Source organism: Halanaerobacter jeridensis, assembly GCF_016908315.1.
In the GTDB taxonomy this organism is placed as follows: Bacteria; Bacillota; Halanaerobiia; order Halobacteroidales; family Halobacteroidaceae; genus Halanaerobacter; species Halanaerobacter jeridensis.
The window spans coordinates 104241-128079 of sequence record NZ_JAFBDQ010000007.1 but is presented as its reverse complement, the minus strand read 5'-3'; the positions used below and the strand labels follow the sequence as shown (position 1 = coordinate 128079).

Here is a 23839-nt window from a genome sequence, read left to right as displayed (position 1 = left end):
AAAATGGAATGGATTAAAGTTACTTCATGTAACCACCTTTCATTGGAGAAGTAGCTAACTTAGCATACTGAGATAAAACTCCTTTTTCTGCTCCTACATCTGGCTTCTTCCATTCTTCTTTTCTAGTTTCCAATACTTCTTTAATTTCATCAGCTGATTTCTTCTTTCCATTGATTCCTACAATTTCTAATTTACGTTCTGGAATATTAATTTTAATTAAATCCCCCTCTTTTACTAAAGCAATTGGTCCACCATTAGCAGCCTCAGGGGAAACATGACCAATTGCTGGTCCTCTAGTAGCTCCAGAATAACGTCCGTCCGTAATCAAAGCAGTAGTAGACACTAACTCAGGGTCAGATGCAATTGCCTCTGTGGTATAAAACATTTCAGGCATTCCCGTTCCTTTTGGCCCTTCATAACGAATGAAGATAACATCACCTGGTTCAATATCTTGATTCATAATTGCATCTCTTGCATTTTCTTCACAATCAAAAACACGAGCTGGACCAACATGATCATGCATTTCCTGAGCTACTGCAGAATGTTTAACCACAGCACCTTCTGGAGCTAGATTCCCCTTTAAAATTGCTACTGCACCTGCCTCAGAAATAGGATTTTCTCTACTCTTTAAGACATCTCTTATTTCCACCGAATAATTCTCTTTAAATTTAGAACGACAATTTTCAATAAATCCTTTTTTCCTTAATTCTTCTAAATTTTCTCCTATAGTTTTACCTGTTACTGTCATTTGGTCTAAATGTAATAAGTCTTTTATTTCTTCCATCAATGCTGGAACACCTCCAGCATACCATAAAGCCTCACAAGCATGTTCCCCACTTGGTATTACATTAGCCAAATAAGGAGTCCGATTATGAATTTCATCAAACAATTCTGCTTCAATTTCAATACCTGCTTCATAAGCTATAGCTGGGATATGTAATAAAACATTTGTAGAGCCAGCAATTGCTGCATGAAGCATAATTGCATTCTCAAATGATTTTTTAGTTAAAATATCACTTGGTCTAATATCTTCTTCGACTAAATTCAAAATTCCTTCTCCTGCCCGTTTTGCTAAATTATCAAGTACCTCATCTTTTGTTGGGGCCAAAGCTGAGCCAGGTAAAGCTAAACCTAAAGCTTCGGAAACCACTTGCATAGTATTAGCAGTCCCCATAAATTGACAAGAACCACAATTTGGACAAGCTTCCCTCTGGTACTCTTGAAATTCTTCCTCCGTAATTTCTCCTCGCTCTAATTTGGCAGCATAAGTACCTATCTGTTCTAAAGTCAAACCATCTTCCCCTGGACTCATTGTTCCTCCCGGCACATGAATAGTTGGCATATCTACTCTCGCTGCCGCCATTAAATGAGCGGGAATAGCTTTATCGCAAGAAGAACTAAATATAACTCCATCATAAGGATGACCTAACGCATGAATTTCAACCATATTAGCAATAGTTTCTCGAGAAACTAAAGAATAGTTCATTCCATCATGACCTTGAGCAATTCCATCACAGATATCAGTTACTGTAAACTGAGCTGGTCTAGCACCTACATTCTCTACCCCATGAGCTATTTCATCAACTACTCTATCTAGATGAAAACTACCTGGATGACTTTCTCCATAAGTGCTATCTACTAAAATTTGCGGTTTAGATAAATCTTCTCTATCCCAACCTGCTCCCATTCTTAAAGGGTCTATTTCAACTCCTACTTTTCTCAATTTTTGGCTCTTTAACATATTTTCACCCCTTTTTATATCTTGTTACCATTCTGCCACTGTGCCATCATCATGTCTCCAAACTGGATTCTTCCAATTATGTCCTTGCTCTGATTTTTTTCGTACCTGTTTTTCATCAATTTCAATTCCTAAGCCCGGACCTTGGGGAATATCTACATATCCATCTTGATAATCAAATACAGATGGATCAACTAAATAATCTAATATATCACTATCTTGATTATAATGTATACCTAAACTTTGCTCTTGAATATAAGCATTGTGTGCTGTTGCATCTACTTGTAAACAAGATGCCAAAGCAATTGGCCCCAAAGGACAGTGAAAAGCTACTGCAACATCATAAGCCTCAGCCATAGAAGCTATTTTTTTACATTCTGTAATACCTCCAGCATGAGAGAGATCTGGTTGAATAACATCTACATAACCAGAAGCCAATAGATCTTTAAAATCCCAACGGGAAAACATTCTTTCGCCAGTAGCAATAGGAATTTTACTCTGCTTAGAAATTTCCTCTAGGGCATCATTATTTTGAGGTAATACAGGTTCTTCAATAAACATTGGATTATAAGCTTCTAATTCTTTAGCTAATGTTTTAGCCATTGCTTTGTGAACTCGCCCATGAAAATCAATTCCAATACCAAAATCTTTTCCTACTGTCTCTCGCACTGCAGCAACTCTATTTACTACTGCTTCTAACTTTTTATTAGAATCAATATATTGTAATTCTTGCGTTGCATTCATCTTTATAGCAGTAAACCCTGATTCAGCTCTTTTTTTAGCTTCTTCCCCCACATTACTCGGTCTATTACCACCAATCCAAGAATAAACTTTAATTGAATCTCGACAAGCTCCACCCAACAGTTCATGAATAGAAGCATCATAATATTTACCTTTAATATCCCATAGGGCTTGATCAATTCCCGCAATAGCACTCATTAAAATTGGCCCGCCACGATAAAAACCCCCTCGGTATAAAACCTGCCAATGATCTTCTATTCTCAATGGATCCTGGTCAAGTAAATAATCACTTAATTCTTCCACAGCAGTTTCTACTGTTTTAGCTCTTCCCTCAACTATTGGTTCTCCCCAACCACTAATACCTTCATCCGTTTCTATCTTTAAAAATAACCAGCGTGGAGGAAGAATAAAAGTTTCTAGATTAGTAATTTTCATATTTATCACCACTTTTAAATTTCTAACTAATTAATTTTAACTTTAATAATTACTTTTTTTACATTTTGACTATCATTAATATTAATAGCAGGCATATGGACATCTTGTGGCATGAAAACTACAAAATTCCCTGGTTTAACTCTAAAAAAATCTCCAGCACCTTCAAATGTTAAGAAATCATTATTTTTATCATATTCATTAAGATTCATTGTATCTATATTAGAATAACCTATTAACTCCGTTCCCTCGCTAATATATTGAATATCAATATATTCACGATGTGCCTCCCATACCCCCTCTTCTTGAGGTTTAGTTTGATAAGAGTCTACTATAGCAAATATATCATCATTATCTATTTCATATTTTCCATCTTTCCACTTTGAAAAATCATTCTCTTCTAGAAATTCAAATGCTTTTTCCAATCTTTCATTAATCTCGTAATAACATGAAGCATTACTTAAACTATCAGTAATCATATTAATCCGCTCCTTTTAAATCTATATCTCTTTAGATAATTATTTTCTAGCATCTTCTACAACTTTAGTTAATTGTTTAGCTTTTTCAGTTATAACTTCATAATTTTTATTTTTTATAGCTGCTTCATTCATTAGTGCTCCTCCAACTCCAAGGGCTTCTACTCCAGCTTTAATAAAGTCTTCTGCATTATCTAAACTAACCCCTCCTGTAGGCATCATAGGAATATGGTCTAAAGGACCTTTAATACTTTTTATATATTCAGGAGACATAACTCCTGCTGGAAATACTTTTACTAAATCCGCTCCAGATTCATAAGCATTAACAATTTCAGTTGGCGTCATAACTCCTGGAATAACTAATTTGCCATAACGATTACAAACTTCGATTACATCTTGATTTAAATTAGGAGCAAATACAAATTCAGCTCCAGCTAAAATAGCAGCTCTAGCTGTCTCACCATCTAATACTGTTCCCGCTCCCACAATAGCTTCTGTGTCCTCTACTCTATTTGTTATTTCTTCAATTAAATCTATAGCCCCATCTGTATTCAAAGTTATTTCTAAAGCTTTTACTCCTCCTTCTAATAATGCATCAACTACATTAACTACTTTATCAGCTTCCATACCTCTAATTACTGCTACCACTCCGCTATCAGTTATTTTTTTTAAAGTCCGTTCTTTTCTCATTTTACCCCCCCTTTTATTACCTATTAATAACATCTTTTTTTCCAGTAAATATTTCGACCTCTTCTCTAGTAGGCAAACCCTCTACGTCTCCAATAACTGTAGTAGCAAATGCTCCTACTGCATTTGCTAATTTAGTAGATTCTACTAAATCTTTTCCTCTTAATTGAGCCGAAATAAATCCAGCTGCAAAACCATCTCCTGCTCCGATTGGATCTACAACTTTTTCGACGTTGTAGCCTGCTACTTTCTCTTTATTATTCTTATTAGCAACTAAAGCCCCTTCTGCTCCTAATTTAACTACCACAATTTCAGCACCTAAATCTAAAATTTCATCAGCTATTTCAGTGGGGTTATCTGTACCTAATAAAATTTCTCCTTCTTCGATACCAGGTAATACAATATCTACTTTTTCAAATAAATCTAGCATTACTTCATTCATTTTTTCTTTACTCCATAGTTTTAAACGTAGATTAGGATCGAAAGAAATATTAACATTATTTTCTTTAGCTATATTAATTGCTTCCAAAATCGTTTTATAACAAGAATCACTTAATGCTGGTGTAATTCCTGTTAAATGTAAATATTTAGCCTGACTAATATATTCCTCTGATAAATCTTCTGGCTTCATCTTACTAGCTGCTGAATTATGTCTGTAATAATAAACATTGCTTTCGCCCAGTTCCTTTCTTTCTTTAAAAAATAAGCCGGTTGGTGCCTGAGAAGTGAATTTAACTTGAGAGGTATCTACTCCTTCACCTTGAATAAAAGATTTAATATATTCACCATGCGGGTCTTTGCCCAACTTACTAAACCAACCTACTTGGTGCCCTAATCTAGATAAACTAATAGCAAAATTACTTTCGGCCCCTCCTAACTGCTTCTTATAATCATAAATATATTTTAGATTTCCAGATTCTACTGGATTCATCATTACCATCGTTTCACCAAAAGTAACTACATCTAACACAATATCCCTCCTTGGTTTTATTAGTTATCTAAAGTTATAATTTTTCTGTAATTCTACTAATCTATTTTTCTAATACCTCTTGATTTACTAAATATTTAGGTTTATTCCCCATCAACACGTCAGCAACCCCTTCAGCAGCTCTAGTCTGTAATTCAATTTGTGCATCCTCCGAATACCAGCCAACATGTGGAGTTATAATTACATTATCCATTTCTAACAATGGGTTATCCTTTGTAATTGGCTCTTGCTCTGTTACATCTAAAGCAGCTCCAGCTAACTCATTATCTTTTAAAGCTGCAATTAATGCCTCCTCATCTATTACTGCTCCTCTAGCGGTATTAATAATAAAGGATGATTCTTTCATTAACTCAAATTCTTTAGTACTAATCATATGTTTTGTGTTCTCATTTAAAGGTACATGAATTGATATAAAATCTGACTTTTTCATTAATTTATCTAATTCAACTAATTCTACATCATATTTTTCTGTTACTTCTTTTTCTACAAAAGGGTCATGAACTAATAATTCTAATCCTAAAGCTGTAGCCTTATCTGCTAATTTACGTGGGATTTTACCAAAACCAACAATTCCTAAAGTTCTATCTCGCAAACGATAAATTGGCTTTGCAATACTGAAATCCCAATTCCCACTCTTAACGTCATTATTCAATAATACTGTTTTTCTAGCACAAGCTAATAGTAAAGACAGAGCTTGATCAGATACTTCATCTTGACAATATTCTGCAACGTTAACAACATTTACTCCATGATCAGTTGCTGCTTCTAAATCTACTGTATCTACCCCTATTCCATATCTAGCTACAACTTTTAACTGTGGTAAAGCTTTAAATACTTCTTCTCCAATTTGAGCATACTGCACTAATAAACCATCTACATCTTTTGGCGCTGCTTCTATAACTTCTTCTTGAGTTCTAGCTTGAGCCTTCAGAAATTCAGCATCAATCTCTTTTAATATTTTTTCTTCATACTCTAAAGTTTCATATTCATAATCCGTAACCATCACTTTAAATTTAGACATTATGAACTCCTCCTTATTATATTCCTGTTCAAGAGATTGAATCTTATTCTTTCTGCGAATTCGTCTTGTTTGTGCATCAAAATCTGCCTGCAGCCAGCAATTTATCATTTCTTTTACTAAAGAAAAACCAGAAACCCTAGCTCCAATACAAATAACATTAGCATCATTATGTCTTTTACTTGTTCTAGCAGAATATACATTCTCTACTAACGCTGCACGAATACCAGGAATCTTATTAGCAGTAATTGACATGCCAATCCCTGTACCACAAATCAAAATCCCTTTATTGTAATCTTCATTTCTTATTTTTTCACAAACAGTTTTGGCAATATCAACACTATCCACCCTTTCATCATCAAAAGTACCAAAATCTTGATAAACAATTTGTTTTCGATCAAAATAATCTTTTATTAATTCCTTTAATTTAAATCCAGCATGGTCTGCACCTATTGCAATCATAAATTTACACCCTTCATTTATTTTCTAATAATAACTCTTCTAATTTATTCTTAGCAAACAAATCCCTTTTTAGTGCTGGGCTTCGAACTATATTAGACACATTTAAAGGAGTTTTTAAATTAATAGCTTCTTTTACTATAGAAATTGGAGGATTAGCTAGACTATAAATATTACTTAATATATTAATTTTTTGTTGTTTTTTAGCTGCCTCTTCTAATTTTCCAGACTGAAAATTCTCAAAAATTTCTTTTCCTAACCTAGGGATAAAATTAGCACTCCCACCAATCATTCCATCTGCTCCTGCAATTAAACCAGATAGGAAATAATTATCTAAGCCTACTAATACACTAAAATCATCTTCTCTAGTTTTAATTTTATTAATTAATTTATGAATATGAGTTAAACTATCTATAGTATCTTTAATTCCCACTACATTATCATTTCTTGCAACAATTTTTTTAATCACATTTATTCCCATATTTATACCTGTTAAATCTGGATAATTATAAATAATGATTGGTAGATCAGTTGCTTCAGCAACTTTTTGATAGTGATTTATAATAGCTTCATCATCTAATTCCCAATAATAAGGAGTTACTACTACTAAATAATCTGCTCCTACATTCTGAGCATCTTTACTTAACTCAATTGCTATATCAGTAGAAGTATGGCCCACCCCTACTAAAACAGGAACTCTATTATTAACTTCCTCTACAATAAACTTTATATACTTTTTACGCTCCGTTACAGTCAAATGAGTAAATTCACCCAAACTTCCTAAAACAAATATTCCATCTATTCCTTTCTTAATTAAATAATTCACTAAATTACGATTAGCAGTCCAATCAATTTCTTTATTATTATTAAATAAAGTGACCATTGGGGGAATTACCCCCTCTAATTTTCTCATAATAATCCTCCTTCCCAATTTATCCCATTACTAAATTAGGAATAAACATTACTAATTGTGGGAAAACAATTAATAAAATTAATATAGCTAATAAAGTAATTAAAAATGGTAATATAGATTTAACTAGTTCTTCCATTTTCACATCAGCTACGCCACATGCAACATAAAGTACTGTCCCTACTGGTGGAGTTATCAAACCAATTCCTAAATTAATACACATAATAACCCCAAAATAAATTGGACTAATTCCAAGTTGCTTTACTACAGGTAATAGAATCGGAGCTAAAATTAATAAAGCTGGAGTTAAATCCATAACACAACCTACTGTTAATAATAATACATTGATCATTAACATAATTGCTATTTGATTATTAGCAATACTAGTAATTAAATTAGCTAATTGATAAGGAACTCTAGCAGTTGTTAATAACCAAGCTGTTACCATTGCCATTCCACATAAAAATAATACAGTTGCTGTAACCTTAGCTGTTTCTAATAACAAATCTGGCAAATCATTAAATTCAATTTCTTTATAAACTCCCATTGCTAAAATCAAAGCCAAAACAACTGCGATTGCTCCTGCTTCTGTAGCAGTAAATATTCCTCCCAAAATCCCTCCTACAATTAATAATGGCAACAATAAAGCTAAACTTGCTTCTTTGAAGCTAGAAATTAATTCTTCAATACTAAAACTTTTATTAGCAGTAGCTTCTGCATTACCATAATTATTCTTCTTAGTCGTAACATAAGTAGTAAACATTAAAGCAGTTCCCACAATAATTCCTGGAATTATTCCACCCATAAATAATCCAGCAATTGAAGTATTAGTTGTAATCCCATACAAAATAAAAGGAATACTAGGGGGAATAATAATTCCTATTACAGCTGAAGAAGCAGTAATTGCTCCTGAATATTTAGGAGGATAATCTTCTTCTACCATAGGTGGAATTAGCAATCCACCAATTGCTGCAGTATCAGCAATCGCTGAACCAGAAATACCACCAAAGAACATACTAGCTAAAATATTAACGTGTCCTAATCCCCCAGTAATAAAACCAACTAAAGAATCTGCAAACCTTACTAGTCTTTTAGCTATCCCCCCTGTGTTCATTACTTTTCCTACAAACATAAAAAATGGAATTGCCAATAGGGGAAAATTATTAATTCCAGATATCATTTTTTTAGCTAAAATTATAAAATCAAAATCCATAGCAGACATAATTATCAAATTAGATAATCCTAAGCTAAAAGCAACAGGAATACCTAAAAACACGAAGAAAAATAAAGTGCCTAAAAACAACCATAGCAATGTAGATACGCCTCCTCTCACCCATTAATTTTTTTATCTTTATTATCAGATCTAAAATTTTTTAATATATTATTAATTCTCTGCTTTATTTTTCCTAAATTTATAGCAATCATTACTAACATACTAAAAGGAACAACTGAATAAACATTACCTAATCTCAATCCTAAAGCTGGAGAGGTATTATTAGTGACATTAAAAACGGTAATTCCTGTTTTGAATAAAACTCCTAAAACAATTAAAATTAATATATCTCCTATTAATTCAACTATAGGCCTTATTTTTTCAGGTAACATATTTATTATAAAACTTAATCCTACATGTTCATTCTTATCATAAGCTAATGCTGCTCCTAAAAAGGTTACCCAAATAAAAATATATCGTGATAATTCAGAAGCCCAACCTAAAGAATGATTTAAAACATAACGATAAAATACATTAATATTAACAATCACCATCACAGCCACAGTAATAGCCATCACAAAGTATTTATATAATTTATAAATTTTTTTAAGCATTTTCTCCACCTCCTTTATTAAAAAGGAGAGGAAAAAATCCTCTCCTTTTTATTTTTTAATTAACTATTGTTGTTGGTATTCTTCTACCTTTTGTAATACTGAATCAACTAAGTCAGCACCGATTTCTTCTTTATATTCATCATAAACAGGTTGTACTGCCTTTTTAAATGCACTTTTTTGTTCAGAAGATAATATAGTTACATTCATCTTTTCTTTTAATTTCTTTCTATATTCAGCATTCATTTCTCGATTTATTCTTCTTTGATATTCTTTAACTTCTTTAGCTGTTTTTCTAAGCATCGTTTGTAGATCGCTTGGCAACTTATCATAAAATTTCTCAGAAACCATTAGTACAAATGGAGAATAAACGTGACCAGTATTCGTTACATAATCCTGAACTTCATAAAAGTTCTGCAGATAAATTGTTCCCCATGGATTTTCCTGACCATCTACAACTCCTTGCTGCATAGCAGAGAATAACTCACCAAAAGCCATTGGAGTTGGATTAGCTCCCATTTCTCTCCATGCAGCTAAATGCATTGGATTCTCCATAGTTCTTACTTTTAATCCTTTAATATCTTCAGGAGTTTTAACCGGTCTTTTACTATTAGTTAAGTGACGGAACCCATTTTCCCAATAAGCTAAACCAATCATGCCTTCATCCTCTAGTTTTTTAAGTAAGTTTTGACCAATCTTACTATCTAATACATAATCTGCTGCTTCATTATTTGGGAATAAAAATGGTAAATCAAATACTTTAAAACCTTCTACAAATTCACCAATTGGAGCAGTGGACGGACAAGTTACCTCTTGAGTTCCTAATTGTAAAGCTTCCATCATTTCACGATCATCTCCAAGTTGGCTAGAATGATATAATTCCATTTTGATGCGCCCATCACTTCTTTTTTCAACCATCTGCTTCCATTTTTCTAATGCCTTATACTGAGCAGATTTATCATTCAGTCCAATACCAGCTCGAATTGTATATGTCTTTTCTTTCTTTTCATCGCCACCAAATATACCAAATATAGCTTCAGCCTCACCAGTAATAGCTAAAATTGAACCTGCCACTAAAACTAAAACTAAAGCAATTGATGCAAATTTCTTATTAAACATTTTGATTCCCCCTTAGGTTTGTGAAATATAGTTTTCTAAAATAATAAAAACCTACTTCACCCATATCAGAATTTAAAATATAGGTTATAGTAGGCTTGTAAAATTATAAGCTTATATTATATAGTTTTGTATTATAAAACTTAGTTTCGCAAAATAATTAAAATTTTTTAGGTGCTACTCACCTCACCTCCTTATGAAGAAAAATATATTAAATTATAAAACTATGTTATAATTTAAATAATGAACTTATAAAATTAATTAACTTGTTGTTTCTTATTAAAAAACTTCGTTTCATATTCACTGTAATTATATTATAAGGTAATATAGATTAAGTGTCAAACTTTGAATAAAATTATCTCAGAAATAATTAATATTAAATTTAAGGTTAAACTATTAATTTATTGATTAGGATTATAACCCAATCGATAAGAAATTTGTAATCCCGTTTCTGTAACTTGATTCGCTAAATTAGAAATTCGGTCTTGAGTAACCCTTATAGTTGGACCTGAAATACTAACTGCAGCTACTACTTTGCCATCATAATCAAAAATTGGCGCTGCTATACATCTAATTCCTGCTTCATTTTCTATTTCATCTATAGCATATCCTCTTTCCCTAATTAATCCCAAATTTTCTTTGAATTCTTCAAGTTCAGTAATAGTATTTTCAGTACGCTTAGGCATCCCCTTCTTGCTAATTATTTCTTCTACTCTTTTTTCTTCTAAATGAGCAGCTATTGCTTTACCAACTGCTGTAGAATGAATTGGAGCTCTAGCACCAATTTGTGAAGCCATAGTAATAGTTTCTGGACTACTCACCTTATCAAGATATAAAACTTCTCCTTGGTCTAAAGTAACTAAATGAACTGTTTCATTAGTTTTTTTAACTAACTGTTCTAAATATGGTTTTGCATATTCTCGAACTTCTAGCTCATTAAATATTCTACTTCCTAATTCAAATATTTTTAATCCTAATTCATACTTGCCATTTTCTTCATTCTGTTCAACCAAACCCCTATACAATAAAGTTGATAACAACCTATGCACTGAACTTTTGTGAACATCTAATCTATTACTTAGTTCTGTTACCCCCAATCCATCTTCATATTTTGACAACTCTTCTAATATATTAACTGACCGATTTACAGATTTAACTAAATTGTTTGGTTTGTTTCTCATAATAATTCCCCTTCCACTTTTGTTTTTTATAATAAAACTAAGTTTCGTTATTCAATTAATTAAATATTTTTCTTAAAATTCCTGCAAATAAATTAAAGATCCTCCCAAAAATAAATTCATGCATAACTAAGTATATCAAATGAAAATAACATTAACAATTCTCTACTTGATTTACATTATAAATGACTTATTTTTATCTTTACCCAATTAAATATAATGACATTCAATTTAAATCTTAAACAATATAAAAAGGAGGATTCTAAAGGGAATCCTCCTTTTTATATTCTGTATATTCTTAAATTTAAAAATATATATTACTATCTTCTTATTTGCTTATACTAAATGATTAGAATCTGATTTTTTTCTTGCTTTCATTTCACTATCTGCTAGCTTAATAATTCCTCCAACACCTTTTTTAATTAAATTAGATACAGATTTAAACATAATCAAATCACCCTTTCTTATAGTTTTATACTCTTATAATCATTGTATTTACATTATATCTTTGTTTACAAAAAATATCAATAGTAATTTGTAATCATTACTAATAATATATTTTATATATACAGGTGCTAAAATTAATATTGCTTCCTTAATTGTTTTGTCCAATTCACGAATATCTATATTCTTATTAATATTAAGCTTAAATTTACATTTGTTTAAAAAATGCATTGACTTCCAAATCTAATTAAGTCAAATAAACTTTTATCATCATGATTGTATTCAATAATAATATCAATATCACTATCTCTTCTTTCTTCTCCTCTTGCTACTGATCCAAACACTCCCATTACCGAAACATCTTCTTCCTCACAAATTTTCTGGATTTCATTTTCATAGGTGGTCAAATCCATAATTAGTCACCACTCTATATTAATTATTATATCTTATTTAATTCGATTTTAAAAGTAATTCAATATTCAAAAAATAAATTTAATTATAAATTTTGATAACTCCATTTGCTTAAATTATTTGGAATAATAATAACTTAACTTTTTTTATAGCAAATGGAGTTTAATTTACTTCAACTAAAATTTACTCTCTTCAAATACCTTTTAAGTAAACTAATTAATAGTCACTTCACTACCCTGCACATTTACTTTACCATCTAACTTTATTTTACTGCCTTTGCATTTCATTTCAATTGCTTTTTTAGCATCTAGTTTGATTTTTTTCTTACTGTTTATTTTTACATCATGCTTACTCAATAATTCAATCCCATCTTCTTCATTAATTTTAATTAATACGTGTTCATCTTCACCTGTAATCATTATTTCTTTTTCCTTGAAGGCTATCTCTTTTCCATATTTAGTTCTAAAATATTTAATTTTAGGATCACTTACTTTATCACTACCTTTAATTTCTTTCCTTACAGCCGCAGTAATTACTGCATTCTTTTCATATTCATCAGGCACATATAGCAGTACATGATCCCCCTTTTCAGGCATTGTATAAAATCCTGTATCCCCTTCCGAAGTATAATCGGTGCAATATTTAAATAAAATCGCTTTAGATTTAGACTGCTCTTCGTCTATTTCTAAATGCACCTTAATCTGGTCTTGCTTTACTTCTAACACTTGACCTAAAATACTTAACCCAATTAGATTAGGGTTAATAATTTCTTCTTGAGCTAAGCCTTTCTTTTTTGTCATTATATATTCTCCAACTAAATTGCCGTTTTTAACTTCTAAAGCAATATCTTTTACGAACAAATTTTGATTGCTAAATTGCACTTTCGTACCTAAAGCTAAAGCATTAATTTTTTTCACATCTCTAATTTGAAGTGTATAATCAACAAAGTCTTTATCTTTAACTCCTTCTTGATAATTTTCTTTAATTTCTTGTGAAGTTCTTAATTTCTTGCTGACATCATAATCTGTATCTTCTATCTTGATTGTTTTCCTACCCTTAGGCACACCAAAATGAAACCTAATTCCTTCACCTGAACTATCAGGAACAAGTCCCGTATTAAATCGAGATGCTATTCGCTTTAAAAATTCCCAATCTGTCTCCTGATACTGGACTAGCAAGTTTTCCTTGTTTTCTCCTTCACTAGCTTTATCTTTGAAATCAACTTCAGAATAAGATTTTAGAACTTTATTAATCAATTTTTTATATGATATGCCCGTTTCTTGAAAAGAAAAACTTTTCTTCTTAATATCTAAATTATAAGTTTCTGCCAAACCATATATCTTTATAAAATAATTATTCTTCCTTGTTGTTAAATCAATTTCCTCTACTAATCCCTTAAAAACAACAGCACCTGTTCCTTTAATTTTAACTGTAATTGTATTTCCTACAGTAGTAGATTTAATATATTTATCACGCTGTTTATCTGAAATCAAGCCACTAATATAAAGTCGGTCATGCTTATTTATTCCTTTTTTAATTCTTAAATTATACAACTGTTCATATTCAATCTCTTCTACTATAACTCCACCTTGATTTAATATTTTTTCTTCTTTCAACTTTATCCCTCCTGAACTGATTATCCCCATTAGATTTAACTACATTTTGATATAATTTACAATATTTATTAATAAAACAATAAAAAAAGATTCTTCTATTTTTAACGATTAAATATGTTCAAACATAGCAAAATCATGCCAATGCCAGTTTCTCATAGTATCTACATCTTTTTTCACTAAACTTAAACTATCACTCAGATAATAACTCCACTTAGAATACATCTTATAAGGTCTTGCTGCTCCTTGAGTTGCTAACTTCTTAAATAGATAATCGTCAATAAAACCATAACTATGCAGTAATTTCTTTCGTCCTACCCGCCAGATATAATCATTCTCCCATTTATAAGTAAGTTTTCCTTTAAGAGATAATTTATTGCGATTAAGCACTTTTTCTAAAACAAACTTCCCTTTCGCTTTTAAAATAGAATCTTCAGACGCATTTACAAACTCCTCTATACCTCTACATATTGGGTTAACCAACCGCGAATACTTTATTTCAAAAGTAACTTCTTCATGAGACTTAAATAGATTTTTATAACGAACTATATCATTTAAATCCCAAATTAATTTTTCATCTATTTTTAATTGGAGTTCGGTTTCAGCTATTTTAATTGCATCAAGCGTTTTTAATTTATCAGCAGCAATTTTTTTCTTAAGCTGCATGCCCGCTAAATAATCTTCTATACTTTCTGCTATTATAGGTTTCCTTTTTCTCCTTGCTTCGCTAATTACTATGTTGGCTGCCTGTTCTATCTTATCAACTGAACTAGTTTTAGTTAATTCAGTTATTAATCTCTTTTTATCAGCAAAATCTGAATTACCAGAAGAATGCGTAACTTGAGTTGACCCTTCTTTTCCCTTTTCTGGCTCTTCTTCTTTTTCAGAATCATTGAAGAAAGCATTATCAAGAACAACTCTATTAGTTGAATCAAATGTTTCTTTTTCTGGTTTTTTTATTTCATCTTCGGGATAGATCCACAGAAACTGATCTTTAATCCGGTCTTCCTCTTCTAAAAATTTATTTTCTTCTAACTGTATTACTTCAGATTGACTATCATTCCAACTATCATAATAAGCAACTAGATTGCTGCCTTCTACATAATAAGGTGCTTCTTCTTCAATCCATAACCCGTAATCCCCTTCGGCAAAATTAATAATACATAATGTTTCCTGATTCCCCTCTTTGTTCTTATAGCTAATATATAAATTATTATCTCTTTTATAATACTGATATCCAGCTTGATCTTGATAAGCTTTACTATTATCTTTCTTCCCTATCGATTTAATATTCAGGGCTTTTAAATACTCTCCGTTAATTTTAATCTTTCCCCGTCCTTTAAATCTTACTTCTTTTAAATTCAGTGCAGTTGATAATTTATTATCCACTGCAATTAATCTTGGATTAGTAGTTTGTCCTTCATAATCTACTCCTAATAAAGGAATAGGTAGTTGAATATCGTAATCTCCATTTTTAAAATCAATAATTGATAATTCATCTTGCTTTCCATAAATAATCTTTAATAAATCTTTCTCTTTGTAATAATTATAAGTCAATCTCAATTTTTCTTCTCTTTTACCGTTTTCAATTGAATATTCCCCATAAACTTTCTCTTGATATTGTAAAGAAGAGTGATTATTCGGAGATAAATCTTTAATTTCTATCTTGGTTCCTATCTTTTCTTCTTCTAAGTTTATTTCTGCTCCTGCAGGATGTTTATTACCCCCATATTCTTCTTTAGCACCATAACCAGATTGATAAGCAAATAATTCTTCATCTGTTTTAACCACATCTTGATTGGCTCGGTCAATCATACTACCGTATAATAGATCTTTATTAGGTTCAAATTCTATTTTAAATTCTATCTCTTGATATCTATTCGTCACATGAAAGGATTTATCTTTAATTGAGTGATAAATAGTCTCTTTCTCTTGGCTAGTTATCTCTTCTGTTCCTAATAATAGTTTTTTCTTTTCTAAGTTTGATTCCCAGTCCCATAACTTTTCTATTTCTTTCTGTTCCATATTTTGAAGTTGGGTTAAAATTGATACATCTAGCTTATATTTAATATTGTCTTTATCTAATAAAAAAGTATATTTCTGATCGTCATAAGTTTTTATTACTAATTCAATCATCCCTTGTTCTACTTTATTCATAGCTGTTTGATTAGGAGCAGACAGCCAAGCCATACCTTCCATTGCACCAGATATGAGTCTTTCTTTAAATGTTTTTTTATCTATTTTTCTAATTTTTACCTCGTCTTTATCTAAAATTTTGATATCGTTTTTTGCATCTTCTTCTTCTAATTTACGTCCTTGTTTATTTATGCTATTAAACAAAGCTAATTTACATAGCTCAAATAAATTCTTCTGAAAATTTTCATCACTTTTAGACCTGCTCATAGCTTTATTTTTTTTATATAGTTTTTTTAAAGGATCAGTATCATTGTTGGTTATATCTAAAATTATAGTTTTAAAAATTGATCGTAAGTAATCATAACTCAACTCATTTGTTATATCTCCTATTCGAGCTGGATCACCATATCTATTCTTAGGTTCTCCAACATTTCCATCTTCCTCTACTAATATATAAGGATAAAATACGTCAAATCCATGTTGAATAGCTGCTTCTAGGTTTTCTCCAAACTTCTTATCTATTAGTTCATTCAATTCTTTTTCTATTCCTCGATCAGAATATTTTAATTCCTGATTTTTTACTACAACTATGCAATTACCTACATGATTTAATACTTTGCCTGTAACATCATAGGGATTAACATAAGTAATTATATTATGAGCATATTCTTTTGTTGTATAATTACTAGCTTGATTTACTCTTTGCTTATATTCTCTATATTGATCAATGAACTTCATCTTTCTTGCAAGTAATTCAAAATTAACTTTATCTTCTTTCTCTATTTTTTCTTTTAATTGTTTTACCTTATTTTTTACTACAGCATTATCACTTTTTTCTGCTACTTCAGGATCAGATATATGTGAATATAATTGTTGTCCTTCCAAACCTAAATTATTATACCATTTTCTATATTCTATTCTCCATAATATCTCATGAACTTTTTCTTTTATCTCTTCTTTTTTTAAACGATCTTCTGTTCTATATTGATTACTGATATTACTAATATCATTTCCATATTCTCTAATTACCTCTTCTTCTTTTAAATGTTGATAAATATCGCCCATCATTGTATTTCCTACTGTAACTTCTTTTAAGAAGTTTAAATGTCCTTCTTTATAGCCTAAAAATTCATTCCCAGTAAAATAGGTAAAATCTTTTATTCCAATTCCATTCCAAGTAATACATTGATAATCAACTTCTCCATCAGCCATTACAGCAGCCCACTGGGCTAATCCTCCTCCTAAAGAGTGACCAGTAAAAGTGAATTTAGTTTCTTTAGTCCCATGATTTGCTTTAACCCGTCTATAAAATTGTTCTGCTTTTTCAAATTGTTGGCTAGGGATTCCCGAGGCAATTAAGGCATTAGTCATTAAATGATCTTCATAGTTTTGATTGGTTCCGCGGTAAGCTATCATTATTTCATCTCTTTTATTATGTTTAAATGCCGCTGCATAAAAACCACTGCTTTCTCCATCCCAATAACATCCATCTGCTCCTAAATCTTGAGCTAAATATTTATCATCATTCTGAAATTTCTCTATCACATCACCAAAAGATTTTTTATCAAAGTCATTTTTATGTCCATTAGTTCCTTCTTTTCTAATAAATCTCCAATTATCCATTCTAGCAATTGACATCGAATATTCTTTAAATCTTTCATTCCTCAAACTTTCATCTGGTTTATAAAATCTTTTGCTATTTGAAAATATATGGCTTAAAGTATCATCATCATCACCATCAATAAAATCTTCATATACCATATCACTGAAAATCAAAGTTTCTACATCACTTGCCCACTCTCTTTTAGTCATTAAAATTCCCCTTCCCTTTAAAATTGTATTGATTTACATGCTGTTTATCCCATATTCTTCTCTAGCTTTTTTTATATCCATTTTTTATATATATGTTTTAATTGAGTCTGTTCTTTCAATATCTTTATACTTTTTATGATCAATTTTAATCATATAAGTTAATTCTGCACCATATATATAATGATCTTTATATTTAATAACATCTTTGTATCTATCAGGCACTTCAAAAATATCATGACTCAGCCAGTCAGTTTCTTCCATCAACCATTTAGGGTCTATCCCTTTAAAAAAATCTTCATTATAAAGTTCAATTTGAATTTTCCACCTCTTTAAATCTTGTTTTTCTAATAATTCCATCAATTCTAAAATCCCCGTCAGAGCTCTCTCTTTGTCTTTTTCTAATATATCTTCAAATATACATATTTTTAAATAAATTTTTGTGTTTTGTGAATCATCCTCTAATAATTCTTTCGCAGAAGGAATCCTTCCCCAATCGGTATACGTAGCAAGATTGGGATTAGAAACTAATTTATATGGTAATTTTTCCTTTATTATCGGTTTATAATATTTTTCAATCTCATGGTCAGTTCTTAATTTACCATATTCGTCCCATAGACTTTCTCCATATTTTCCACCTGTCTTTACTCTAAATTCAAGCTCTTTATCATCGACTGGATTACAATAAAGTACATACACATCAATTTGATTAAGATAAGCTATTCTATCAATCTCAAATTTATGATCATATCTTTCTTCTAAAGTACCTTTTACTTTTTTCGATAATTGGGGATAATCTTTTAACGGTTCCTTAGTACTTTTGTTTTTAGAACCTAGTTCTAATAATCCACATCCTGTTATCATTAATAAGGTCAAACTTATTATTAAAAAAATCTTAAAAAATTTCACTTTATATCTCATTTTTTTCTCCTTTCAATATCTCTAATTTCATCCAATTAATTTTCTGCTCTCTTAGTTTATTATTATACACATTGATTCCATTTCATTTATTAATTAGTAATTATTTACTTTTACACAGAAAATAAAATCCACTATTTTTTACTACAATTTATTTTTATCAAAAAATAAAAAAACTCCTAAATAATTAGGAGTAAAAAATTTGGGCATCAAAATGGCACCAAACCATTTTTCTAACTTTTAATATTAGATAAAAAAACCAGCGGGAAGCCCGCCAGTTCAAAAAATAAAAATGGCACGGGAAGAAGGACTTGAACCCTCAACACCTGGATTTGGAGTCTCCTAAAGCCATTTTTTTAACTTATATTAATTCCAATGAGTCCGTTCAGCCCTGATATAACAGTATTCTCATTTTTATAATTATTTTAATTATTAATAATTCCATCTAGTTCGGCGATGATTCGGCGATAAAATTAATGCTGTGATTTTTCCTTTATCCGCTCTATCTGTTCTTTGGATAATCCACTTGCTTCCGCTATCTTATCTATTTCTACATCTGTTTCCAACAAATTTTTTACCAGCTTCAATTCTCCCTCTTTAATTCCTTCTTCTTTACCAGCTTGATACAAGTTAGTCATTTCTTTTTTTACTCCCATATCATCACCTCCAATAATCTCTACAATATTCTTTTGGAACTCCTTTTCTAAAGCAGTTGGAAGAAATAAAATCCCATCTAAAAATTGAAAAATGTTATATGCTTTATCCCGCTCATAACCTCTATTAATTAACAATCCAAATAACTTTTTCTTGAATTTGTACCTTCGTTGTTCCTCATTCTTCGCTTCAAGGGCATACAACCCCGCTAATACAACTAAAGCAAAAGGGTTATCTGAAGCTAATAATTCTTCTTCATTCTGTTCTAATATCTTATAGGTATTATACTGATAGTCTATTTTAGTACCATAGAATTCATACTCAAATTTATTCGGCTTATAACCTTCATTATCTTCTGAAAAAATGGCTAAAGCTGTTATCTTTTTGTTGTATCTGTCATAGATACGATAGAAGTATCTAAACATTCGCTCACTAAATTCTTTTTCCTTATAACCCTGTACTTCTAAATGGGCTAAAATCCAATTTTCTGTTCCATCTTCTAAATAAACTTTTACTAATCTGTCACTCATTCTTTTACCCTTTAATGTCTTGTCTACTATATTAGCCAATTCTTTATCTAAAAATTCATAGCCTTGGCTAAAATCAATTCTAGAGTATAAATCAGGTAAAAAGAACTTTATAAAATCTTCAAATAGATCTTCGATAATTTCCTTCCACAATAAGTCAGGCATCTCTTGTTCCATAAGAAATAACTCCTTTTCCTCTATTAATATTATATCACATATTATAGTATTTAACATTAATCAATTCAATATACTTAAAATAATTTTAGTCTTTCAATAACCTCAGATCTTTCTCTACATTATCTACTATATATGGTTTAATTGAATTTTCAGTTAATAAATCAACTTCTCGATTGAATAACTTTGATAATCTATTCTCTAATCTAATTAAGTCAAATAAGCTTTTGTCATTATGATTGTATTCAATAATAATATTAATATCACTATCTATTCTTTCTTCTCCTCTTGCTACTGATCCAAACACTCCCATTACCGAAATATCTTCTTCCTCACAAATCTTCTGGATTTCATTTTCATAAATATTTAAATCCATAATTAATTCACCTCTTTATACTAACTTTTCTATTATTTATTATATCTCATTTTAAAAGTAATTCAAATGAGAAAGTACAATTACTATTACTTACATTTTTAATTATAAAAGTAATTTGAATTTTGATTTGTTAATCCTAGTAAAGGGGTCGGGCTAGAAACATAAAGTGATTTCTTATTTGAATCAATCTAAGTCGAATAGAGAATAATCAATTTTTCACTTTCTAATAGACGTTCCTAAAATGTTTAATATTCACTCTCAATTACATTCTTGTAATGCCTAATATTAGAAGGATTAACATGCCCCAATAATTTAGCTATTTGATTTATGTTGTTACCCTCCTTCAATTTGTTCACAGCAAAAGTATTACGCAAAGCCGTTGGATTGATTCGCTTCTTTAAATATGTATCATCAAACATGTCAATTTGATCTTCTTCTCTTTCATAAAATCGTTGCTCCTCTTCTTGAATATTCGCTTTTTTAGCATAATTATCAATCATAGTTCGAACTTGACTAGGATTTAGTTTATTACCTGTTCCTGTAGTAAATACAAATCCTACTTCTTCTATCTCCTCTAATTGTCTTTGCTGCCATTCTAATAAGTGAATAATAACTTCATCAGTTATTTTTAATTTCCTTTCCACTTGATCCTCTTTTACTACTTTCAATATACCTTCTTGTAAATCAATATCTGACCAAGTTAAATTAATCATTTCGCTTAAAGTCAATCCTGAAGCTATAAACAATTCAATCATCACCTTATTACGAGTTGAATTTAAATATCTTGTATTAAATTGATTTAATAGCTTTTCTATCTCATCGCTCTTTAAATAATTGAAATTAGTTTTAGCCACAATTCCTTTCTCCACTCCAATTATATATTCGATATATATTCACATACTATTTTATCACCTGATAAGTATAATAGCAACTATCTATTAATTCGTTATATATTCACAACCATTACTTTAACTAATCATTATAACCTAAAAACTTATCTCACTATCCATTGAAAAAGTAGGGCTTATTCTCTACAGTTAGAGTGTAAGCTGAAAACTTATAAAATAAATAATCTAATCCATTGAAAAAACGAGGTCTATTTAGCTACAATTAGGATTGAAATAGGATCGTTGCTTCAAACTCAAACAAGAATTATTAATAAACTTGATATTAATTTTCTAAACTCTTTAAAAAGTAATGGTGAATGACTACAATAAGACTGATTTGAAAACCAAAAGGAATAATCAGTTAAAAAACAGAGATTGAACTGCTATATAAAATGATAATTAAATTAATGTAACAACATATATACAGTGCTATAATTCTTCTTGGAAATAAAATCAAACGAACCATTCCTTATTTATATTTAATAAAGAACTATTACTCTAAAAACTGGATTTGATACATTAAACAATTAATACTAGGAGGAAAAAACAATGGCTACCACTACTAATAAATTAGAAAAGGAATTATCTAAAAATACAGATAACAATATTAACTCTAATGATTTGTACAGAAACTTGTTAGGAGTTGAAGGTTATTATACAAACATTAAACAAGCTGGAAACAAACTTATTGTAAAACATTTCCCAACTGGAATTAAATCAAATTATTCTAAGAGCGATAATAATACATCTTCGGAAGATCAAAAAAGTAAAGAAAACAGCTATAACAATTCAAGTGATGAAGAGAAAAGAGTAGCTAACATTGAAAGAGCTAACAACAAAAGACGTAAAAAAATTAAAGGGCTATTAAAATGTAATATAGAAGAATTACCAAATCTTATCACTCTTACTTTGGGATACCAAAATTATTCTTCATTAATAAAAAATAAAATTGAATCAGGATTAATAGCTGAAGATGAATTCACTAGCAAAGAATTAAAGGAATTAGAAAATTATTATTCAATAACTAGATCAAGTAAATTAAAAAAGAAAAATTCAGTTTTAAGATTGAAAGTTAGAAACACTTTAATGGAAGTCCATTCTACAAACTATAAGCGGATTAAAAAGCAAAACCAAAATAAATCCAACAGAAAAATAAGAGATACCTTCTGTCAAAGCATGGATAATACTGTAACTAAAAAAGATCCGACTTCTATTGACGACTTTAATAGTATGTTTAAGCAATTTAGTGAACAAATTACTAAAGAAATGGAAGAAAAATTTAAGTACATTGGAGTAATAGAATTTCAAGAAAATGGGAAGATTCACTTTCATATGATATGCAATATACCAAAACGATTTACTAAAATTCGTTTAAATAACTTATGGCATAATGGTAACATTGATATCCAAAATATAACTAATCCTAAAAGCAAAAGAAGAAATGACCTACAAGAAGCAGCAGATTTTTTAGGTTCATATTTTACAAAAGAAAATTTAGATAATGCTAAATGTAAAAAGAATAATTTGAAAAACAAAAATTTATATCGCACTTCTAAAAACTTAAACAGACCAATTGAAATAACTAAAGAAAAAGAAAAAAAAATCTTTATTAATGCAATTGAGAAATCAAATATTGAACTTATAAGTTACTATAAAGTTAATACTAATGTGGAGATAAATTGGGATGACTTTAAATTTGAAAATGGAAAGTATATTCATACTAAAACTGCTTTAACACAAAGCAAGTGGTTTATAAAACAATCAATAAAAAATCCAATATCTAAAGAAGAAAAATCGAATCCCTATGCTAAACCTTGCTATATTAGAATTTATAAATTATCGAAAAAGGTATATGATATTATAAGCAAATTAAGACAAAAATCAGGAAAAGCATTATTACAAAAAGCTAAACAAAAAAACCTAGATGAAATACCTGATTCAATGATTAAAAAATACTACGATAAGTACTGTAAATTGCTTACCAAAGCTCTTAATGAGATTAAAATAGGAGAGAAAGATTATAATAAATTTAATAATTTCCAAAACAAAAAAATTAGCTAATATAAGCTGTGTTTTAAATGAAGATAACTTTATAGTGATATTAAGCGATCGATAACCCATAAGGGCTTTATGGTAATAAGTTACCAAAGTAGCTATAATCACCTGTTCATCATGGTTTAACACCAAATTTATAGCAAAATATTAATGGGATATAATTAAAAACAATTTGAATTACATAGCTATTTCTTTAAACATTGGTTGCGAGTTTCATACTATTGGATTCTAGAAACTTATGGTAACATATTAACTTGTCCTAAAAATA

The 23839-nt window shown here is 29.9% G+C and carries 19 protein-coding genes; 1 reads left to right on the top strand and 18 read right to left on the bottom strand.

All coding sequences use genetic code 11. The annotated features are described in order from the left end of the window. Window positions 1–19: 19 nt before the first annotated feature. From ilvD to JOC47_RS08395, 18 genes are all read right to left on the bottom strand, one after another. Complete coding sequence (ilvD, locus tag JOC47_RS08480) at window positions 20–1741, bottom strand: dihydroxy-acid dehydratase (protein WP_204701641.1); 1722 nt, start codon at window positions 1739–1741, stop codon at window positions 20–22. Window positions 1742–1765: 24 nt separating this feature from the next. Continuing rightward, window positions 1766–2914 carry a galactonate dehydratase gene (gene dgoD, locus JOC47_RS08475; RefSeq protein WP_204701640.1) on the bottom strand — a complete coding sequence of 383 codons (1149 nt, stop codon included), beginning with the start codon at window positions 2912–2914 and terminating at the stop codon, window positions 1766–1768. Between the two features lie 26 nt (window positions 2915–2940). After that, window positions 2941–3390 carry a NanQ anomerase/TabA/YiaL family protein gene (locus tag JOC47_RS08470; protein ID WP_204701639.1) on the bottom strand — a complete coding sequence of 150 codons (450 nt, stop codon included), beginning with the start codon at window positions 3388–3390 and terminating at the stop codon, window positions 2941–2943. Between the two features lie 39 nt (window positions 3391–3429). Next, window positions 3430–4077 carry a bifunctional 4-hydroxy-2-oxoglutarate aldolase/2-dehydro-3-deoxy-phosphogluconate aldolase gene (locus JOC47_RS08465; protein ID WP_204701638.1) on the bottom strand — a complete coding sequence of 216 codons (648 nt, stop codon included), beginning with the start codon at window positions 4075–4077 and terminating at the stop codon, window positions 3430–3432. Between the two features lie 16 nt (window positions 4078–4093). Further along, complete coding sequence (locus JOC47_RS08460) at window positions 4094–5044, bottom strand: PfkB family carbohydrate kinase (RefSeq protein WP_204701637.1); 951 nt, start codon at window positions 5042–5044, stop codon at window positions 4094–4096. A 61-nt stretch (window positions 5045–5105) separates the two neighbouring features. Further along, entirely contained in the window at window positions 5106–6542 is a 1437-nt protein-coding gene (gene rpiB, locus JOC47_RS08455; protein WP_204701636.1) for a ribose 5-phosphate isomerase B, read from the bottom strand. Between the two features lie 13 nt (window positions 6543–6555). Next, complete coding sequence (locus JOC47_RS08450; protein ID WP_204701635.1) at window positions 6556–7452, bottom strand: dihydrodipicolinate synthase family protein; 897 nt, start codon at window positions 7450–7452, stop codon at window positions 6556–6558. 19 nt (window positions 7453–7471) lie between these two features. Beyond that, window positions 7472–8761 carry a TRAP transporter large permease gene (locus JOC47_RS08445; protein WP_204701634.1) on the bottom strand — a complete coding sequence of 430 codons (1290 nt, stop codon included), beginning with the start codon at window positions 8759–8761 and terminating at the stop codon, window positions 7472–7474. Between the two features lie 17 nt (window positions 8762–8778). After that, window positions 8779–9276 (bottom strand): TRAP transporter small permease, encoded by a 498-nt coding sequence (locus JOC47_RS08440; RefSeq protein WP_204701633.1) that lies wholly within the window; start codon window positions 9274–9276, stop codon window positions 8779–8781. A 63-nt stretch (window positions 9277–9339) separates the two neighbouring features. After that, complete coding sequence (locus JOC47_RS08435) at window positions 9340–10392, bottom strand: TRAP transporter substrate-binding protein (protein WP_204701632.1); 1053 nt, start codon at window positions 10390–10392, stop codon at window positions 9340–9342. Between the two features lie 398 nt (window positions 10393–10790). After that, window positions 10791–11570, bottom strand: a complete 780-nt coding sequence (locus JOC47_RS08430; RefSeq protein ID WP_204701631.1) for an IclR family transcriptional regulator — start codon at window positions 11568–11570, stop codon at window positions 10791–10793. Window positions 11571–12229: 659 nt separating this feature from the next. Further along, window positions 12230–12424 (bottom strand): nucleotidyltransferase family protein, encoded by a 195-nt coding sequence (locus tag JOC47_RS08425; RefSeq protein WP_204701630.1) that lies wholly within the window; start codon window positions 12422–12424, stop codon window positions 12230–12232. A gap of 210 nt (window positions 12425–12634) precedes the next feature. Beyond that, window positions 12635–14038: a type VI secretion system Vgr family protein gene (locus JOC47_RS08420; RefSeq protein ID WP_204701629.1), complete on the bottom strand. Its 1404-nt coding sequence runs from the start codon at window positions 14036–14038 to the stop codon at window positions 12635–12637. A 108-nt stretch (window positions 14039–14146) separates the two neighbouring features. Continuing rightward, on the bottom strand, window positions 14147–17983 hold the full coding sequence (locus JOC47_RS08415; RefSeq protein ID WP_204701628.1) for a Tle-like phospholipase domain-containing protein: 3837 nt from the start codon (window positions 17981–17983) through the stop codon (window positions 14147–14149). Window positions 17984–18067: 84 nt separating this feature from the next. After that, window positions 18068–18901 (bottom strand): hypothetical protein, encoded by an 834-nt coding sequence (locus tag JOC47_RS08410; protein WP_204701627.1) that lies wholly within the window; start codon window positions 18899–18901, stop codon window positions 18068–18070. Between the two features lie 470 nt (window positions 18902–19371). Further along, on the bottom strand, window positions 19372–20256 hold the full coding sequence (locus JOC47_RS08405) for an Rpn family recombination-promoting nuclease/putative transposase (RefSeq protein ID WP_204701626.1): 885 nt from the start codon (window positions 20254–20256) through the stop codon (window positions 19372–19374). Between the two features lie 85 nt (window positions 20257–20341). Next, window positions 20342–20629, bottom strand: a complete 288-nt coding sequence (locus tag JOC47_RS08400; protein WP_204701625.1) for a nucleotidyltransferase family protein — start codon at window positions 20627–20629, stop codon at window positions 20342–20344. Window positions 20630–20874: 245 nt separating this feature from the next. Then, complete coding sequence (locus JOC47_RS08395; protein WP_204701624.1) at window positions 20875–21483, bottom strand: tyrosine-type recombinase/integrase; 609 nt, start codon at window positions 21481–21483, stop codon at window positions 20875–20877. Window positions 21484–22065: 582 nt separating this feature from the next. Between JOC47_RS08395 and JOC47_RS08390 the strand changes: the two genes are divergently transcribed. Next, entirely contained in the window at window positions 22066–23577 is a 1512-nt protein-coding gene (locus JOC47_RS08390) for a rolling circle replication-associated protein (protein ID WP_204701623.1), read from the top strand. Window positions 23578–23839: the final 262 nt, after the last annotated feature.

Coding starts and splice junctions, on each gene's coding strand:
- JOC47_RS08425 (WP_204701630.1), bottom strand. CDS start 12,424: ATGGATTTGACCACCTATGAAAATGAAATCCAGAAAATTTGTGAGGAA.
- ilvD (WP_204701641.1), bottom strand. CDS start 1,741: ATGTTAAAGAGCCAAAAATTGAGAAAAGTAGGAGTTGAAATAGACCCT.
- JOC47_RS08465 (WP_204701638.1), bottom strand. CDS start 4,077: ATGAGAAAAGAACGGACTTTAAAAAAAATAACTGATAGCGGAGTGGTA.
- JOC47_RS08450 (WP_204701635.1), bottom strand. CDS start 7,452: ATGAGAAAATTAGAGGGGGTAATTCCCCCAATGGTCACTTTATTTAAT.
- JOC47_RS08435 (WP_204701632.1), bottom strand. CDS start 10,392: ATGTTTAATAAGAAATTTGCATCAATTGCTTTAGTTTTAGTTTTAGTG.
- JOC47_RS08430 (WP_204701631.1), bottom strand. CDS start 11,570: ATGAGAAACAAACCAAACAATTTAGTTAAATCTGTAAATCGGTCAGTT.
- JOC47_RS08440 (WP_204701633.1), bottom strand. CDS start 9,276: ATGCTTAAAAAAATTTATAAATTATATAAATACTTTGTGATGGCTATT.
- JOC47_RS08405 (WP_204701626.1), bottom strand. CDS start 20,256: ATGGAACAAGAGATGCCTGACTTATTGTGGAAGGAAATTATCGAAGAT.
- JOC47_RS08400 (WP_204701625.1), bottom strand. CDS start 20,629: ATGGATTTAAATATTTATGAAAATGAAATCCAGAAGATTTGTGAGGAA.
- dgoD (WP_204701640.1), bottom strand. CDS start 2,914: ATGAAAATTACTAATCTAGAAACTTTTATTCTTCCTCCACGCTGGTTA.
- JOC47_RS08410 (WP_204701627.1), bottom strand. CDS start 18,901: ATGAGATATAAAGTGAAATTTTTTAAGATTTTTTTAATAATAAGTTTG.
- JOC47_RS08415 (WP_204701628.1), bottom strand. CDS start 17,983: ATGACTAAAAGAGAGTGGGCAAGTGATGTAGAAACTTTGATTTTCAGT.
- rpiB (WP_204701636.1), bottom strand. CDS start 6,542: ATGATTGCAATAGGTGCAGACCATGCTGGATTTAAATTAAAGGAATTA.
- JOC47_RS08470 (WP_204701639.1), bottom strand. CDS start 3,390: ATGATTACTGATAGTTTAAGTAATGCTTCATGTTATTACGAGATTAAT.
- JOC47_RS08390 (WP_204701623.1), top strand. CDS start 22,066: ATGGCTACCACTACTAATAAATTAGAAAAGGAATTATCTAAAAATACA.